The organism is Micromonospora sp. WMMD736 (assembly GCF_049179015.1).
In the GTDB taxonomy this organism is placed as follows: domain Bacteria; phylum Actinomycetota; class Actinomycetes; order Mycobacteriales; family Micromonosporaceae; genus Micromonospora.
This window is the reverse complement of sequence record NZ_JBMHMI010000001.1, coordinates 2,244,603-2,260,924: the sequence shown is the minus strand read 5'-3', so window position 1 is coordinate 2,260,924 and position 16,322 is coordinate 2,244,603. Positions and strand designations below refer to the sequence as shown.

General features: G+C 72.3%; 13 protein-coding genes. 10 read left to right on the top strand and 3 right to left on the bottom strand.

Translation table 11 applies throughout. The features are described 5' to 3' along the window. Positions 1-47: 47 nt before the first annotated feature. The 4 genes from ACN269_RS09480 to ACN269_RS09465 all read left to right on the top strand — a co-directional run bounded on the left by ACN269_RS09480 (position 48) and on the right by ACN269_RS09465 (position 4,541). Complete coding sequence (locus ACN269_RS09480; protein WP_421472093.1) at positions 48-932, top strand: hypothetical protein; 885 nt, start codon at positions 48-50, stop codon at positions 930-932. Then, positions 929-1,645, top strand: coding sequence for a hypothetical protein (locus ACN269_RS09475; RefSeq protein WP_421472092.1), 717 nt, complete (start codon positions 929-931; stop codon positions 1,643-1,645). Before ACN269_RS09480 ends, ACN269_RS09475 begins: the two co-directional genes overlap by 4 nt. A gap of 101 nt (positions 1,646-1,746) precedes the next feature. After that, positions 1,747-3,045: an aspartate aminotransferase family protein gene (locus ACN269_RS09470; RefSeq protein WP_421472091.1), complete on the top strand. Its 1,299-nt coding sequence runs from the start codon at positions 1,747-1,749 to the stop codon at positions 3,043-3,045. Beyond that, on the top strand, positions 3,042-4,541 hold the full coding sequence (locus ACN269_RS09465; protein WP_421472090.1) for a CoA-acylating methylmalonate-semialdehyde dehydrogenase: 1,500 nt from the start codon (positions 3,042-3,044) through the stop codon (positions 4,539-4,541). Before ACN269_RS09470 ends, ACN269_RS09465 begins: the two co-directional genes overlap by 4 nt. A gap of 130 nt (positions 4,542-4,671) precedes the next feature. Here the strand turns inward: ACN269_RS09465 and ACN269_RS09460 are convergent, their stop codons facing one another. Next, a complete protein-coding gene (locus tag ACN269_RS09460) occupies positions 4,672-5,658 on the bottom strand; it encodes an N-acetylglucosamine kinase (RefSeq protein WP_421472089.1) in 987 nt (328 codons plus the stop codon). Positions 5,659-5,863: 205 nt separating this feature from the next. On the opposite strand from ACN269_RS09460, the gene ACN269_RS09455 reads away from it, so the two are divergent. Genes ACN269_RS09455 through ACN269_RS09435 form a run of 5 tightly spaced genes read left to right on the top strand, consistent with a single transcriptional unit; the run spans position 5,864 to position 10,885 of the window. Next, positions 5,864-6,817, top strand: a complete 954-nt coding sequence (locus tag ACN269_RS09455) for a MurR/RpiR family transcriptional regulator (RefSeq protein WP_421472088.1) — start codon at positions 5,864-5,866, stop codon at positions 6,815-6,817. Beyond that, positions 6,814-7,563 carry a sugar isomerase domain-containing protein gene (locus tag ACN269_RS09450; RefSeq protein WP_421472087.1) on the top strand — a complete coding sequence of 250 codons (750 nt, stop codon included), beginning with the start codon at positions 6,814-6,816 and terminating at the stop codon, positions 7,561-7,563. The genes ACN269_RS09455 and ACN269_RS09450 overlap by 4 nt, the downstream gene beginning before the upstream one ends. A 26-nt stretch (positions 7,564-7,589) precedes the next feature. After that, entirely contained in the window at positions 7,590-9,029 is a 1,440-nt protein-coding gene (ngcE, locus tag ACN269_RS09445) for an N-acetylglucosamine/diacetylchitobiose ABC transporter substrate-binding protein (protein ID WP_421472086.1), read from the top strand. 18 nt (positions 9,030-9,047) lie between these two features. After that, positions 9,048-9,956: a carbohydrate ABC transporter permease gene (locus tag ACN269_RS09440; RefSeq protein ID WP_421472085.1), complete on the top strand. Its 909-nt coding sequence runs from the start codon at positions 9,048-9,050 to the stop codon at positions 9,954-9,956. Then, entirely contained in the window at positions 9,956-10,885 is a 930-nt protein-coding gene (locus tag ACN269_RS09435; protein ID WP_421472084.1) for a carbohydrate ABC transporter permease, read from the top strand. Before ACN269_RS09440 ends, ACN269_RS09435 begins: the two co-directional genes overlap by 1 nt. A gap of 6 nt (positions 10,886-10,891) precedes the next feature. On the opposite strand, the gene ACN269_RS09430 is transcribed toward ACN269_RS09435, so the two are convergent. Then, positions 10,892-12,583 carry an ABC transporter ATP-binding protein gene (locus ACN269_RS09430; protein ID WP_421476245.1) on the bottom strand — a complete coding sequence of 564 codons (1,692 nt, stop codon included), beginning with the start codon at positions 12,581-12,583 and terminating at the stop codon, positions 10,892-10,894. Positions 12,584-12,633: 50 nt separating this feature from the next. Beyond that, a complete protein-coding gene (locus ACN269_RS09425; RefSeq protein WP_421476243.1) occupies positions 12,634-14,355 on the bottom strand; it encodes an ABC transporter ATP-binding protein in 1,722 nt (573 codons plus the stop codon). Between the two features lie 123 nt (positions 14,356-14,478). On the opposite strand from ACN269_RS09425, the gene ACN269_RS09420 reads away from it, so the two are divergent. Beyond that, a complete protein-coding gene (locus ACN269_RS09420; RefSeq protein ID WP_421472083.1) occupies positions 14,479-16,164 on the top strand; it encodes a bifunctional 3'-5' exonuclease/DNA polymerase in 1,686 nt (561 codons plus the stop codon). The last annotated feature ends 158 nt before the right edge of the window (positions 16,165-16,322 follow it).

Genomic DNA, 16,322 nt, shown 5'->3' with positions numbered 1-16,322 from the left:
TTGTGGCTGGTCTTTACGCTGGTCGCAGCGGCTGAGGGGGGACTTCGATGACCCGTGACGTGGTGCGCCCGAGGCGCAGGGGTGGCGCCTCCGCGAGCGGTTTCCTCCGTCTGGTGGCGCACGCCGACCCGGTGGCGCTGGTCGGCATCACGTTGTCGATCACCCTCAGCGTCGTGCTCGACCTCACCGGCGCGGCCTCGGGCGTGGAGTCGCTGTTGGCCGGCCTGATGGGCATCACCATCTCGCTGCTGGTGGACTCGCTGGCCCGCGCGGAACGCCGGTTCCACCTGCGGATGCTGCTGGACGGTCCACCGTGGCTCGCGCACACCGCCACGGAGGTGGCCGCGTCCATGCGGGAGGCCACCGAGCAGCACGCCGGTACGCGGGTCGCGGTGGAAGCGCAGCGCCGCTACGAGCAGTTCCGGCTGGAGGCCGAGCAGTTCGCGCAGGGGCGCATCATCCGGCGTGGCGACGAGGACGAGGACCTGCTCGGCGCGACCCGCGCCTGCGTTCACCGGCTGGACGCGTTGACGAACGTGATGCCGCGGGCGAGTGGGGAGCTGAGTTGGTGGCGTAGCGAGATCGGCCGTCGCTACTGGGAGGCGAACGTCGAGGCCCTGCGACGGGGCGTCCGGGTCACCCGGGTCTTCGTCTACGCCACGCTGACCGAGGAACTGTCCGACCTGGTCGGTCGGCAACGTGCGGCCGGGGCCCGGGTGGGTCTGCTGCCCTTCGGCGCGGTGGGCACGCACCTGCTCGTCAACCTGACGTTGTGGGACTCGTCGAGCTGTTGGGAGGCCCGGATGACCGCCCACGGCGAGATCGGCGAGAACCAGTTCTCCGTCAACCGGGCCGACGTCGAGCGACTGACCCGGGTGTTCGACGCCTGCGCGAGCATGGCCACGTTCGAGGACCCGACGCCGACGCCATGACGTGGAGTGCCGTCCTGCTGGTGACGGCCGTGGTCTGGGCGGTGAGCGTGATCCGCTCGGTACGGCTCCGGGCGCTCGTCTACAGCCTGCCGTTGCCGATGACGCTGGCCCTGGTCACCACCGGGTACGACGTCGACGGCGGCCAGGTGCTCGGCGTGCTCGGGCTCAACCTGTTCTTCGTCACCGTGGCCCTCACCCACCGGCGGCTGCGCTGGCCCATCCTGCTCGCCGACGGCGCGGGGATCGCTGTCTACGTGGCGCTGAGCGCCGGTCTGGTGGCCGTCGACGTCCCGTTCGAGGCGGCCCTCGCCGGCACCCTCCTGCTCTGGCTGGCGGCCATGCTGCTGCGACGCCGTCGCGCCCGACCGGTCACCGGCACCGCTGACGGGTCAGCCGCAACAGGGCTGCCGGTGCTGCTCAAGCTGGTGGTGATCTTCGTGGGGGCGATCCTCACCGCGCTGCTCGGGACCGTGTTGCGGGAGATGGTGGTGACGTTCCCGTACTCGGGGGTGCTGGTGGCCGTCGAGGCGCGACACCAGTTGTCCGAGTTCACCGGGCACTTCACCCGCAACAGTCTCGCGCTGGTCGCCTTCCTCGCCGCGTACCACTACGTCCAGGACGTCTCGACGGCCGGCGCGCTGGGGGCCGGTTGGGTGGCCTTCGCGGTGGTCGCCGCCGTCCTGCACCTACCGCGACGCCCGCGCGCGGCGTGACTGTCAGCTCGTACCCGCTCTGCGCTACACCCTGTCAGTTGTCCGTACCGGTCGGCGGTGGGAGCGTGCGGTATCCACGAACGCCGCTGAAGGGTGCCACGATGACCGACGACCTGCTGGCCCGGCACCGGGCCGTTCTCCCACCCTGGATGCCGCTGTACCACGCCGAGCCGATCGAGCTGGTGTCCGGCTCCGGCCGCCGGGTCACCGACGCGCAGGGTCGCAGCTACCTGGACTTCTTCGGCGGCGTGCTGACCAACATGATCGGGTACGACATCCCGGAGATCCGGGAGGCCGTCGAGCGGCAGCTCGCCACGGGCATCGTGCACACCTCGACGCTCTACCTGATCCGCCAGCAGGTCGAGCTGGCCGAGAAGATCGCCGTGCGCTCCGGCATTCCGGACGCCCGGGTGTTCTTCACCAACTCGGGCACCGAGGCGAACGAGGCGGCGTTGCTGTTCGCCACCAACCACCGCCGCTCGCACCAGGTCCTGGCGGTGCGCAACAGCTACCACGGTCGGTCGTACGCGGCGATGGGCGTCACCGGCAACCGCACCTGGTCGGCCAGCGCGCTCAACCCGTTGCAGGTGGCGTGGCTGCACTCCGGTGACCGGGTACGCGGCCTGCTGGCCCGGTTGAGCGCCGACGAGCGCCTCGACGCGGCCGTGGAGGACCTGCGCGAGGTGTTGGCCACCCAGACCTCCGGCGACGTGGCCGCGCTGATCGCCGAGCCGATCCAGGGCGTCGGCGGGTTCGTGCACCCACCGGACGGGCTCTTCGCCGCCTGGAAGAAGGTCCTCGACGAGCACGGCATCCTGTTCATCGCCGACGAGGTGCAGACCGGCTGGGGGCGTACCGGGGAGCACTTCTGGGGCTACCAGGCGCACGGCGTCACCCCGGACCTGCTCACCTTCGCCAAGGGCATCGGCAACGGTTTCGCCCTGGCCGGGGTGGTCGGCCGGGCCGAGGTGCTCCAGGCGGTGCCGGGGATCAGCTTCTCCACCTTCGGCGGCAACCCGATCTCCACGGCGGCCGGCAACGCGGTGCTCGACTATCTGATCGCGCACGACCTCCAGGCGAACGCGGCCCGCGTCGGCGCGATCCTCGCCGACGGCCTGCGGTCCGCCGTGGGCGGTCTCGACTTCGTCGCCGAGGTACGGGGAAAGGGGCTCATGCTCGGTGTCGAGTTCGTCCGGCCGGGCAGCGGCGAGCCGGATCCGGCGTTGACCAACCGGGTCTTCGAGGCGTGCCGCGCCGGCGGTCTGCTCACCGGCAAGGGCGGCCTCTACGGCAACGTGCTGCGGATGGGTCCACCGTTGACGCTCACCGAGGAGGAGGCCCGCGAGGGCCTGGCGATCCTCGTCGACGCGATCCGCTCGTCGGCGCGGGTGACGGCATGAGCACCGGCGTGAGCATCGGTCACTTCGTCGACGGCAAGCGGGTCGGCGGCACGTCCGAGCGGCGCGGCGACGTGTTCGATCCGGCCACGGGTCGGCGTACCGCCGAGGTCGAGCTGGCCTCGACCGCGGACGTGGACGTCGCGGTGCGGGCCGCCGCCCGCGCGGCGCGGTCCTGGCGCGAGGCGTCGCTGGCCCGGCGGTCCACCGTGCTGTTCGCGTTCCGGCAGCTGGTGCACGCCCGCCGCGACCGGCTCGCCGAGGTGGTCACCGCCGAGCACGGCAAGGTCCTCGCCGACGCCGCCGGCGAGGTGCAGCGCGGCCTGGAGGTCATCGAGTACGCCTGCGGCCTGCCCTCGGCGCTGCGCGGCGCGTTCAGCGAGAACGTCTCCACCGAGGTCGACTCGTACACGATCCGGCAGCCGGTGGGCGTGGTGGCGGTGATCTCACCGTTCAACTTCCCGGTGATGGTGCCGCTGTGGTTCGTGCCGGTGGCGGTGGCCTGCGGGAACGCGGTGGTGCTGAAGCCGAGCGAGAAGGACCCGAGCGCGGCGCTGCTGCTGGCCGAGTGGTTCGCCGAGGCCGGCCTGCCGGACGGGGTCTTCAACGTGGTGAACGGCGACGCCGAGGCGGTCGACGCGCTGCTGGACCACCCGGAGGTGCGTGCGGTGTCGTTCGTCGGCTCCACCCCGATCGCCCGGCACGTCTACCAGCGCGGCACCGCCGCCGGTAAGCGGGTGCAGGCGCTCGGTGGGGCGAAGAACCACATGGTGGTGCTCCCCGACGCCGATCTGGACCTGGCGGCCGACGCGGCGGTCAACGCCGGGTTCGGCTCGGCGGGGGAGCGGTGCATGGCGATCTCGGTGCTGGTGGCGGTGGAGCCGGTCGCGGACGCCCTGGTGGAGCGGATCGCCGCCCGGATGGCCGGGCTTCGTACCGGTGACGGCCGGCGGGGTTGTGACATGGGTCCGCTGGTCACCGCCGCGCACGCCGAACGGGTGCGCTCCTACGTGGACGCGGGCGTCGCGGCCGGAGCGGTGCCGGTCGTCGACGGGCGGGACGTGACGCCCGACGGCGACCCGGACGGTTTCTGGCTCGGCCCGACCCTTTTCGACCGGGTGACACCGGACATGTCGATCTACACCGACGAGATCTTCGGGCCGGTGCTCAGCGTCGTGCGGGTCGGCTCGTACGACGAGGCCGTGGAACTGGTCAACGCCAGCCCGTACGGCAACGGAACGGCGATCTTCACCAACGACGGCGGGGCGGCCCGCCGCTACCAGCACGAGGTGGAGGTGGGCATGGTCGGCATCAACGTGCCCATCCCGGTGCCCATGGCGTACCACTCGTTCGGCGGCTGGAAGTCGTCCCTCTTCGGCGACCTGCACGCCCACGGCGAGGACGGGGTGCGCTTCTTCACCCGGAGCAAGGTGGTCACCAGCCGGTGGCTGGACCCCCGCCACGGCGGCGTGAACCTAGGCTTTCCCACCCAGACCTGACCGATATCGATCATGCGTCGGTGTCACGTCGCCGCACCAAGATCCGCACAACATCCCTGAAACTGCCGCCTCCCGACGTGACGAGGCAGCAGTTTCAGGGAAGGTGCGCGGATCTTGGGTGCGCCAGAGGTCAGGGGGTGGGGAAGAGGAGGGCGTGCAGGGCTGCCGGGTCGGTGAGCTCGGGTAGGTCGCGGGCGGCGAGCCAGGCGGCCGCGGCGGCCCCGTCACCGGCGACGCGCAGGGGGGCCTGCGGCCAATGCCCCGCCATCTCCGTCCGAACGGCCGTGGCCAGCGGGGTGTCCGCCGTGAGCAGCCCGCCGCCGAGCACGATCGGCGTGACCGCGTCGGCGGGGCGGATACGGGTGGCGCTCCGGGCCAGGAGCGCGGCGGCCTCGGCGATCAGGGCGGTGGCGACGGGTTCGCCCTCGGTGGCGGCGGTGACGACGAGTGGCGCCAGCCGGGCGAGGTCGATCGGCGGTCGGCGGGTGACCGCCTGGATCGTGGCGTCCACGGTGTCGCGGGGCCGGGGGGCGACGGCGGCGCTGCCCACCAGTTCGGTGAGCACGGCCGCGCCCAGCGCACCGGGGGCGTGGCCGGTGTCCAGGTCGGCGAGGAGTCGGCGGACCGCTTCGCGGCCGAGCCAGAAGCCCGATCCGGCGTCGCCGAGTAGCCAGCCGTGCCCGTCGGCGACGCGGTCGAGCCGCAGGTCGACGACCTGCGCGGTGATCGCGCCGGTGCCGGCGATGAGGATCGTCCCGTCGGGTTCGGCGGTGCCGGAGGCGTAGGCGACGAGGGCGTCGCCGTGCACGGCGTACGGGCAGCGCAGGCCGGCGTCGTGCCAGGCCTGGTCGAAGGCGGCGCGTCCGGCGGGGTCGGCGAGCAGGCGGCCCGCGCCGGCCAGCCCGATGGTGCCGGCGGCCACCCGGGTCGGGTCGACGTCGGCGAGCGCGGCGCGCAGCGCGGTCAGCACCTCGGCGGCGGCCCGTTCGGCGCCGTGACTGGTGGGGTTGCCACCGCCGGCCCGGCCGGTGCCGAGGCGCTCGCCGGCGAGGGTCAGGGCGGTCGCCCGGGTGGACGTACCCCCGACGTCGAGACCGACCACGACGGTGTCGGACATCGGCACGGGCCTCCTTGCGCTGCGCGGTCATGGGCCTGTTCATGCTGGTCGGGACGGCCGCGTTGGGCAACTCCGCAGGACCCTGGAGGGTTGTGCGCCAGGTAACAGTTTGAAAACTTCGCCCACAGTCTTGACACGGAGGGCCGTTCAGTAAGAACTTTTACCACTAACAGTTAACAGTCTTTTCGGAAAGGTGAGGCGTCCCATGGTTGATCACGAGGTGGACACCGCCGCGGGGACCGCGGTGGTCGACGCCCACGCGATCGACCGGAGGAGCGTCGCCTCCGACGGGGTGCTGGCCCGGGTGCGCAACGGGCTCGGTGAGCTGACCGGCGCGCTACGCCGGGTCGCCGAGCACGTGCTCAGCGACCCCGAGGCCGCGGCGCGCTCGACCATCGTGGAGCTGGCCGAGCGCAGCGGCACCTCGCCGGCCACCATCACCCGTTTCTGCCGGGCCATGGGCTTCGAGGGGTACGCCGACCTGCGCCTCGGCATCGCCGCCGAGACCGGCCGGGCCCGCTCGGCCGGCTGGACCGTCGACATCGGCCGGGAGATCCAGCCGAACGACCCCCTCGCCCGGGTCCTCGACCAGATCATGGCCGCCGACACCCGGGCCATGCACGACACCGCCGCGCTGCTCGACCTCGGCGAGGTGGAACGCGCCGCCGTGGCGATCGCCGGCGCCAGCCGGGTGAACATCTTCGGAGCCAGCGGCAGCGCCCTGGTCGGCGAGGAGATGCAGTTCAGCCTGCACCGCATCGGAGTGGCCGCCTGGGCGTGGAGCGACGTGCACGAGGGGCTGGCCAGCGCCGCGCTGCTCGGCGTCGGCGACGTCGCGCTCGGCATCTCCCACACCGGCCAGACCCGGGAGACCATCGAGATGCTCGCCGAGGCGGGCAGCCGGGGTGCCACGACCCTCGCGTTGACCGGCTTCCCCCGCTCGCCGTTGGCCGAGCTGGCCGACATCGTGCTGCTCACGGCCAGCCAGGCGACCACCTTCCGGCCGGACGCGCTCTCCGCCCGCCACCCGCAACTGGTGGTGCTCGACCTGCTCTACATCGCCGTCGCCCAGCGCACCCACGACCGCGCCCACGCGGCCTTCCGGCGTACCGCGCAGGCCGTCGACGGACACAAGGCAGCGAAGGGAAGCCTGTCATGATCAGTGCACAGGGGTACGCGGACGCGGTCCGCCCGGTGCTCGACCGCCTGCTCGACTCGGAGGCCGACGGGATCACCCGGGCCGCCGACCTGATCACCGAGAGCCTGCGCGCCGGCGGTGTGCTCCAGGCGTTCGGGGCCGGGCACTCCGAGGCGTTCGCCGCCGAGCTGGTCGCGCGTGCCGGCGGGCTGGTCCCCACGAACCGGCTCTCGGTACGGGACCTCGTGGTGCACGGCGACGCCCCGCGCGACGTGCTCGCCGACCCGAAGCTGGAACGCGATCCCTCCATCGCCCACCAGATCTACGCGCTCGCGGCGCCCCAGCCGCGCGACGTGTTCGTGGTGGCGTCCCAGTCCGGCATCAACGGCTCGGTGGTCGAGCTGGCGGCGCTGGTCACCGAGCGCGGTCACCCGTTGATCGCGGTCACCTCGGTCGAGCACACCGCGCGGGTGGCGCCACGGCACCCGTCCGGTCAACGGCTCGCCGACCTCGCCGACGTCGTGCTGGACAACGGCGCGCCGTACGGTGACGCACTGCTGCCGCTCGAGGGCGGCGGCGCGGTCTGTGCGGTCTCCTCGGTCACCACGGCACTGCTGGCGCAGTTGCTGACCGCTGAGGTCGTACGACGGTTCCACCAGGCCGGGGAGGTACCCCCTATCTACCTCTCCGCCAACGTCCCCGGTGGGGACGAGCACAACATCGCCCTCGAGTCGCGGTACGCCGGACGTCTCCGGCGGACCGCCTGACCCGAATTCCACAAGGAGAGACGACGATGTCGATTACCCCCGAGCACCCGGCCGCGCTCGACCGCCGCACGGTGCTGCGTCGCGCCGCCGCCGTGGGCATGCTCGCCACCCCGGCCATCGGCCTGCTCAGCGCCTGCGCGACGAGCAGCGGCGGTGACAAGGACAACGAGAAGGCCGCCGAAGGCACCAAGAGCGAGAAGAACCCGCTGGGCGTCAAGGAGGACGCCCCGCTCGAGGTGATCATCTTCAACGGTGGTTACGGCGAGAAGTACGCGACCGACGTGCACGAGCCGCTGTACAAGAAGGCGTTCCCCAAGGCGGAGATCAAGCACCAGTCCACCCAGGCCGTCTCCACGGTGCTCCAGCCGCGGTTCGCGTCCGGCAACCCGCCGGAGTTCGTCAACAACTCGGGCGAGAAGCTGATCGACTTCGGCTCGCTGGTCGCCGACGGTCAGCTCCAGGACCTCACCGAGCTGTGGGACGCCCCGTCGGTCGACGACCCGGCCAAGAAGGTCCGCGACACCGTCGTGCCGGGCACCGTCGAGGCGGGCTCGTTCAACGGCAAGCCGTACGTGCTCTACTACGTCTCCACCGTCTTCGGCATCTGGTACTCGGGCAAGCTGTTCAAGGACAACGGCTGGGCGCCGGCGAAGACCTGGGACGACTTCATCAAGCTGCTCACCGCCATCAAGGCCAAGGGCATCACGCCGTACGGGTACGCGGGCGCGAACGCGGCCTACTACCAGTGGAACGTGATCCTCACCCAGGCCGCCAAGATCGGTGGCACGGACGTGCTGAAGAACATCGACAACCTGGAGGACGGCGCCTGGAAGCAGGACGCCGTCAAGCAGGCCGCCGCGGCGTGGGCCGAGGTCGGGGCGAAGTTCAGCGACAAGAGCTTCGAGGGGCTCAAGCACACCGACGTGCAGCTGCGGCAGAACCAGTACAAGGTGGCCCTGTACCCCAGTGGTGACTGGCTGGAGGGCGAGCAGAAGCAGGACACCCCGGCCGGCTTCGACTACCAGCTCATGCCGGTGCCGAGCCTGACCGCGTCGGACAAGCTGCCGGCCACCGCGCTGCGGGCCACCGCGGGCGAGGGCTACTTCGTCTCGGCCAAGAGCAAGAACCCCAGGGGCGGTCTGGAGTACATGCGCCAGATGCTGTCCAAGGAGGGCGCGAAGGGCTTCACCGAGGTGGTCAAGGCCCCGACCGTGGTCACCGCCGGCTCGGAGGGCTTCGCCTTCCCGCCCGGTGTGGCCAGCTCGCAGGCCGCGCTCAAGGCGGCCGGCCAGGACGTGTTCAACCTGTACTTCGACGGCTGGTACAAGGAGCTCGACACGGAGGCGCGCAGCGCCACCAATGAGCTGATGTTCGGCCGGATCAACGCGGACGCCTTCGTGGAGCGGATCCAGAAGCGCGCCGACGCGATCAAGAAGGACAGCTCGGTCGCCAAGTTCAAGCGCTGATCGATCGGAGCTAGGGTCATGCGGCACGGCAAGTATCCCTTCGTGGTCGGGTTCCTGTTCCTCCCGGTCACGCTGTACGTGACATTCGTGATCTGGCCCTACGCGCAGGCGTTCCAGATCTCGATGACCAACTGGCGAGGGCTCTCCGCCCCGCAGTGGGTGGGCTTCGACAACTACCGGAGGCTGCTCGACGACGGCGCCTTCTGGAAGGCGGTCCAGCACCACGGCGTACTGCTGCTTGCCCTGCCGCTGATCACGATCGCCATCGCGCTGTTCTTCGCCTTCCTGCTCAACGTGGGTGGCAAGAGCAGCGGCGGTCAACGCCAGGGGGTCTGGGGGGCGAAGTTCTACCGGGTGGTGTTCTTCTTCCCCCAGGTCCTGGCGGTGGCGATCATCGCGGTGCTGTTCCAGATGGTCTACCGGCCGAACGAGTCCGGGCTGATCAACGGTGTGCTGATGAAGTTCGGCCTGGAGCCGATCCTCTTCCTCATCAAGCCGAACCTGGCGCTCTGGTCGATCATCGCGGTGCTGGTCTGGCAGGCCGTCGGTTTCTACGTGGTGCTCTTCTCGGCCGGGATGGCCTCCATCCCGGGTGAGATCTACGAGGCGGCGGAGATGGACGGGGCGAGCAGGGTGACGCTGTTCTTCCGGGTCACCCTGCCGCTGCTCTGGGACACCCTCCAGGTCGCGTGGGTGTACCTGGGCATCGCCGCCTTCGACGCGTTCGCCATCGTGGCCGTGCTCTCGGTGGACGGCGGTGGCCCGGACGGCGCCACCACCGTCCTGGCCATGGAGATCTACCGCAACGCGTTCGTCTACTCGAAGTACGGCTACGCCTCCGCGATGGGCGTGGCGCTGTTCTTCCTCACCCTCACGTTCGCGGCGCTGACGCTGCGGCTCACCAAGCGGGAAAGCGTGGAGTACTGATGAACCCGCAGTCGACGCTGCCGCCGACGCCGGCGGCGCTACCGCCGAAGACCGGCGATCCGTCCGCGACCGGCGGTCGGCGGGGCAGGACCCCCCGTTCGGAGGTACGGCTCTTCGCCAGCCTCGGGCACATCGCGCTCGCGGTCTGGGCGGTGATCGTGATCGTCCCGATCCTGTGGACGTTCCTCGCCGCGTTCAAGAACACCAGCGAGATCTTCAGCAGCCCGTGGACGCTGCCCGCCGAGCTGCGCTGGGAGAACTTCGGCCGGGCGTGGACCAAGGCGAACGTCGGCAGGTACTTCCTCAACAGCGTCTTCGTGGTCGCGTGCAGCACCTTCGGCACCATGCTGCTCGGTTCGATGGCCGCGTACGTGCTGGCGCGCTACCGGTTCTGGGGCAACCGGGCGATCTACTACCTGTTCGTCTCGGGGCTGGCGTTTCCGGTGTTCCTGGCGCTGGTGCCGCTCTTCTTCGTGGTCAAGCAGCTCGGCATGCTGGACACCTACCAGGGCGTCATCCTGGTCTACATCGCCTACTCGCTGCCGTTCACGATCTTCTTCCTGGCCGCGTTCTTCAAGACGCTGCCGACCTCGGTGGCCGAGGCCGGGATGATCGACGGCTGCGGGCACACCCGGTTGTTCTTCCAGGTCATGATGCCGATGGCGAAGCCGGGCCTGATCAGCGTGGCGATCTTCAACATCATCGGACAGTGGGCGCAGTACCAGCTTCCGCTGGTGCTGCTCTCCAACGCCAAGGACAAGTGGGTGCTCACCCAGGGCATCGCCGACATCTCGGTCAACGCCGGCTACGAGGCCGACTGGTCCGGGCTGTTCGCCGCGCTGACCATCGCGATCCTTCCGATGATCATCGTGTACGCGGTGTTCCAGCGGCAGATCCAGGCGGGCCTCACCTCCGGCGCCGTCAAGTAACTCCGGTCACCGCGCGTCGGCGCGGGCGTGCCACGAGCGCCAGAGCGCCGCGTACGCCCCGCCGGCCGCGACGAGCTCGTCGTGGCTGCCGATCTCGGTGATCCGGCCGTCCGCCAGGACGGCCACCCGGTCGGCGTCGTGCGCGGTGTTGAGCCGGTGCGCGATGGCGATGACGGTCCGCCCCACGAGCACGGCGGCGAGGGCCCGCTCGGTCCGTCGGGCGGTGCTCGGGTCGAGAGCCGCGGTCGCCTCGTCAAGGATCAGCGTGTGCGGGTCGGCGAGCACCAACCGGGCCAACGCCACCTGCTGGGCCTCGGCCGCGCCGAGCTGTCGGGCGCCGTCGCCGAGCGCCGTGTCCAGACCGTCGGGCAGCGCGTCGAACCAGTCCGCGCCCACCGTGGCGAGCGCGGCGCGCATCTGCTCGTCGGTGGCGTCCGGGGCGGCGAACGCCAGGTTGTCGCGGACGGAGCCGATGAAGACGTGATGCTCCTGGGTGACCAGGGCGATCCGCCGTCGTCGTTCGGCCGGGTCCAGGTCGGTGACCGGGCAACCGCCGATGCTGACGACGCCCTGCCGGGGCGCGTCGATCCCGGCGAGCAGCCGGGCCAGCGTCGACTTGCCCGCGCCCGACGGGCCGACGATCGCCAGCCGTTCGCCGGGCCGCACCTCCAGGTCGATGCCGTGCAGCACGTCGTGGCCGTCGGCGTAGGAGAACCGCGCCCCGGCCACGACGAGCCGCTCGCCCCGCGACGTGGCCGTGACGCCGGGCGGCTCCGGCGGGACCAGCCCGACCCCGAGCACCCGGGCGTACGACGCGAACCCACGTTGCGCCTGCTCGGTCCACTGCAACAGCCGGTCCATCGGGTCGATGGCCTGTTGCAGGTAGAGCGCGGCGGCGACCACCGACCCGAGGGACACCAGGTCGACGGAGAGCAGATAGCCGCCGACCAGGAGCACCAGGGCGATCGGCAGGGGATAGCTGGCCTCGACCACCGAGAAGAACACGGTACGCAGCGCGAGCGTCGCCCGGCGGGCCTGCCACAGCCGGGCGACGCGGACGGTGCCGTACCGGACCCGGTCGTCGGCCAGCCGCAGCGCCTCGACCGTGCGGGCGCCCTCGGCGGTCGTTGTCAACGCCTCGGTCAGCTCGGCCGCCTCCGCGCCCTCGGTGAGGTACGCGGAGCTGGCCCGCCGCAGGTACCACCGGGTCACGGCCACGATCGACGGCAGACCGGCCAGCGCCGCGAGCCCGAGCAGGGGGTGCAGCAGGAACACCGCGCCGAACAGCAACGTCAACTGCACCGAGGCGATGACGATGGTGGGCGCCACGTCCCGGACCGTGGTGCCGACGGTCGCCACGTCGACCGAGCTGCGGGTCGCCAGGTCCCCGGCGCCGGCCCGCTCCACGACCGACACGGGCAGGGCGAGCGTTCGGTCGACGAACTGTTCGCGCAGCTCGGCGACGGCGCGTTCGCCGAACCGGTGGCCGGCGTACTGGGCGTACCGGGCGAGCAGCGCGTTCACCACGACGCAGCCGGCGATGGCGAGGGCCAGCCGGTCCACCGTCGCCACGCCCGCGCCGGCCGTGACCCGGTCGACGATGGCGCCCAGCAGCCACGGCGGGGCCAGCCCGGCGAGCGCGGCGGCGCTGTGCAGGGCCAGCACGACGCCGACCGCCCGGCGATGTCTGCTGATCATGTCCCGCAGGGCGCGGCGTACGGTGCCGCGGTCCGCGACCGGCAGCCGGCTCACCGGTGCGCCTCCTCGACGTCGGCGGGCTGCTCGTCGCTGCCCCGGGCCACCAGGTGCCGGTAGCCCGGGTCGTAGTCGAGCATTTCCTCGTGGGTGCCGGTGGCGGTGATCCGGCCCGCGCTCAGGTGCGCGACCTCGTCGGCGCGGCCGAGCAGCAGCGGCGACGTGGCGAGCACGACCGTGGTCAGCCCGGCCCGCGCGGTCCGGAGCCGTTCGGCGATCCGTGCTTCGGTGTGCGCGTCCACGGCCGAGGTGGGGTCGACGAGGATGAGCACCTCCGGCTCGGCGAGCAGCGCCCGGGCCAGCCGTACCCGTTGGCGTTGACCGCCGGAGAGCGTCCGGGCCCGGGCGTCCAGCGGAGTGTCCAGCCCGGCCGGCAGAGCGTCGACGATGTCGTCGGCCGACGCGGTCCGCAGGGCGGCGCGGACCTCCTGGTCGTCGGCCCCCGAACCCAGCACGTCGCGCAGCGTGCCGGCGAACAGGTACGAGTCGTGGTCGGCGACCAGGATCCGGGCCCGGACCTCGTCCAGGGCGACACCGGTCAGCGGTATGCCGCCCCAGGTGACGTCGCTGGTGACGTACCTTCCGAGCCGGTCGGCCAGCGCCACGGCCTCCGCCGGCTCGTCGGCGGCCACCGCGGTCAGTCGACCGGCCTTCACGGTCAGCCCGGTCGCCGGGTCGTGCAGGTCGGCGGGGCCGGTCGGGGCGGGCACGGCGTGCGGGTCGCGGGCGCCGGGGACCCCAGCCGGCCACCGGCGGCCCGGCCCACCGACGTCGTCCGGGCCGAGCCGGAGCAGGCCGGCGATCCGGCGGGCGGCGACCCGCCCCCGGATGAGCTGGTGACTGCCCTCCAACAGGAACCAGACCGGCACGATCAGCGTCGCCACGTAGCCGTACACGGCGACGAGTTCGCCGACCGTGACGTCGCCGGTGACGGCCATCCGCGCGGTCAGCCACACCACCGCCGCGAGGAAGAGGCCGGGGATGGCGACCGTCGCCGCGTCGATCCAACTGATCACCGCGCCCACGCGGTAGCCCTCGGCGCGCAGGGCCTGCGACCGGGCCGCGTACCGGCGGGCGAAGAGGTCCCGACCACCCACCCCGGCGAGCACCCGCAGCCCGGCCACGATGTCGCCGGACCGGGCGGTCAGCGCGCCCTGCTGCCCGCGGTAGACCGACTCGGCCCGTTCCAGCCGGCGCAGCAGCGGCCCGACGACGAGCGCGACCGCCGGCATGCCCACCAGCACGCAGAGCGCCAGCAGCGGCGAGATCGACCAGAGCACCACGGCGATGACGCCGTACGCGACGACCGCACCGACCCCGGGACCGGTCAGCGTCAGCACCTGCGCCGTCCACTCGATGTCGGACCCGCCGACGGTGGCCACCTCACCGGCGGCGGAGCGGCGCGGCAGCGCCGCACCGACCCGGGACAGGTGACGCAGCAGCACCTCGGCGGAGCGGGCCTTGGCGTCTTCCCGGATGAAGGTCATCGTGCGGTGCCGCATGATCCCCAGGTACGACAGCCCCACCCCGGCCACCACGATCGCCGCGACCCACAGGACCAGGGCGCGGGTGTCGCGTTCGCGCAGTCCGTCGTCGACGGCGCGGGCGATCAGGTAGGGGCGGACCGACAGCCCGACCATCCAGGCCGTGCCGATCAGGCTGCCGCGTAGCACCCGCGCGGGCTGGCGACGGGCCAGCCACCACAGGTACCGCATCGGACCGCGGGTGTCGGGGGTGCCGGGGTCGGGGTGCGGGATCTGGACGGGCACCTGACCACGCTACCGAGCGCCGCGCGGACCCACCGACCGGTTTTCCTGTCGGATGGGGGAGGCAGAATCATGTTCGTGCTGGTGGCGGTGGTGGCGGATGAGCAGGGCGGGGGAGAGTTGCGCCCGCTCGACGCCGCCGGCCGCCCCACCGGCCCGACCGAGACCGTCACCGACCTCGCGGCCGCGGTCGCCGCCCGGGAGGCGGCCGAGCGTCCGCGTTGGATCTGGGCGAGTGCGGGCACGATCTACCCGGCGCTGCTGCGGGCCGGCGTGCGGGTCGAGCGCTGCCACGACGTGGAGTTGACCGAGGCGTTGCTGCTCGGGCACGCCGGCCGGTGGGGCGAGCCCCGCGCGCTGGCCGCCGCCTGGGCCCGCCTGACCGGCGGGCCGGTGCCGGCCGACCCGCCGCCGCGCGCCGCCGCGCCGCCCGGGCACGGTCAGGGCGCGCTCTTCGACGCGCTGCCCGGTCCGCCGGGCCCGGGCATCGAGGCACTGACCCAGGTGTACGCCGATCAGCTCGCCCGGGTCGCCAGGACCGAGCACCCCGGCCGGTTCCGGTTGCTGGTGGCCGCCGAGTCGGCTGGCGCCCTGATCGCGGCCGAGATGGGCGCGGCCGGGCTGCCCTGGCGCGCCGACGTGCACGACCAGATCCTCGCCGAACTGCTGGGTGAGCCGTCTCCGGTCGGCGGGCCACCGCGCCGGTTGGCCGAGTTGGCCGCCCGGATCGCCGACGCGTTCGGCGTCCGGCGGCTGCACGCCGACTCCCCGGCCGAGTTGCTCAAGGCGTTCGCCAGGGCCGGCGTGGAGCTGCCCAACACCCGGGCCTGGGTGCTGCGCGGCGTGGACCATCCGGCGGTGCCATTGGTGCTCGAATACAAGGAGCTGTACCGGATCTGGACGGCGCACGGCTGGTCCTGGCGGGAGCAGTGGGTGCGCGACGGGCGGTTCCAGCCGGAGTACGTGCCGGGCGGGGTCGTCTCCGGCCGCTGGGCGACCCGTGGTGGCGGCGCGTTGCAGATTCCCAAGGTGATCCGTCGGGCGGTGGTGGCCGACCCGGGCTGGCGGCTGGTGGTGGCCGACGCCGGCCAGTTGGAGCCGCGCGTGCTGGCGGCGGTCTCCGGGGACGCGCGGTTGGCGGCGGCGGGTGGCGCCGGCGACCTCTACGCCGCGCTGGCCCGGGAGTCGTTCGGCGGTGACCGTCCCCGGGCCAAGGTGGCGTTGCTGGGCGCCATGTACGGGCAGACCGGCGGGGCGGCGGTGCCCGCGCTGGCGGTGCTGCGTCACAGCTATCCGACGGCGTTCGGCTACGTGGAGGCGGCCGCGCGGACCGGCGAGGCGGGCGGCCTGGTGCGGTCCTGGTTGGGTCGGACGTGCCCGCCGGGTGGCGTCGCGCTCGCCGACCCGGACGAGGGTCCGATCGACCCGGACGCCGCCGCCGACCGGCAGAGCCCGCGGGCGCGTGCCGCCCGGTCCCGGGGCCGGTTCACCCGCAACTTCGTCATCCAGGCCACCGCCGCGGAGTGGGCCTCCACGCTGCTGGCCACCCTGCGCGCCGAGTTGGCCGGCACCGACGCCGAGCTGGTCTTCTTCCAGCACGACGAGGTGATGGCGCACTGCCCCGCCGAGCAGGCCGAGCAGGTGGCGGCGGCGGTGCGCCGGGCGGGCGAGCGGGCCACCGCGCTGCTGTTCGGCGACACCCCGGTGCGCTTCCCGCTGGATCTGTCCATAGTCGACTGCTACGCGGACGCGGCCTGATCTGGCGGCCACCGCCCTGCCGTTGTGCCCGCACCGGATGTCGGACGAGGGCAAACACCCACGCACCGCCCCCTTTGCTCTGCTTCAACCGACGCAACGCTTCCGGACCCTCAGTGTTGCGTCGGTTGAAGCAGTGCAAAGGACGATCCGAACACCTC

Excerpts from the sequence above, each read along its gene's own strand:
- ACN269_RS09465 (WP_421472090.1), top strand. The coding sequence starts at position 3,042 with ATGAGCACCGGCGTGAGCATCGGTCACTTCGTCGACGGCAAGCGGGTC.
- ACN269_RS09475 (WP_421472092.1), top strand. The coding sequence starts at position 929 with ATGACGTGGAGTGCCGTCCTGCTGGTGACGGCCGTGGTCTGGGCGGTG.
- ACN269_RS09470 (WP_421472091.1), top strand. The coding sequence starts at position 1,747 with ATGACCGACGACCTGCTGGCCCGGCACCGGGCCGTTCTCCCACCCTGG.
- ACN269_RS09440 (WP_421472085.1), top strand. The coding sequence starts at position 9,048 with ATGCGGCACGGCAAGTATCCCTTCGTGGTCGGGTTCCTGTTCCTCCCG.
- ACN269_RS09430 (WP_421476245.1), bottom strand. The coding sequence starts at position 12,583 with ATGATCAGCAGACATCGCCGGGCGGTCGGCGTCGTGCTGGCCCTGCAC.
- ACN269_RS09455 (WP_421472088.1), top strand. The coding sequence starts at position 5,864 with ATGGTTGATCACGAGGTGGACACCGCCGCGGGGACCGCGGTGGTCGAC.
- ACN269_RS09480 (WP_421472093.1), top strand. The coding sequence starts at position 48 with ATGACCCGTGACGTGGTGCGCCCGAGGCGCAGGGGTGGCGCCTCCGCG.
- ACN269_RS09420 (WP_421472083.1), top strand. The coding sequence starts at position 14,479 with ATGTTCGTGCTGGTGGCGGTGGTGGCGGATGAGCAGGGCGGGGGAGAG.
- ACN269_RS09435 (WP_421472084.1), top strand. The coding sequence starts at position 9,956 with ATGAACCCGCAGTCGACGCTGCCGCCGACGCCGGCGGCGCTACCGCCG.
- ACN269_RS09425 (WP_421476243.1), bottom strand. The coding sequence starts at position 14,355 with ATGCGGTACCTGTGGTGGCTGGCCCGTCGCCAGCCCGCGCGGGTGCTA.
- ACN269_RS09450 (WP_421472087.1), top strand. The coding sequence starts at position 6,814 with ATGATCAGTGCACAGGGGTACGCGGACGCGGTCCGCCCGGTGCTCGAC.
- ngcE (WP_421472086.1), top strand. The coding sequence starts at position 7,590 with ATGTCGATTACCCCCGAGCACCCGGCCGCGCTCGACCGCCGCACGGTG.
- ACN269_RS09460 (WP_421472089.1), bottom strand. The coding sequence starts at position 5,658 with ATGTCCGACACCGTCGTGGTCGGTCTCGACGTCGGGGGTACGTCCACC.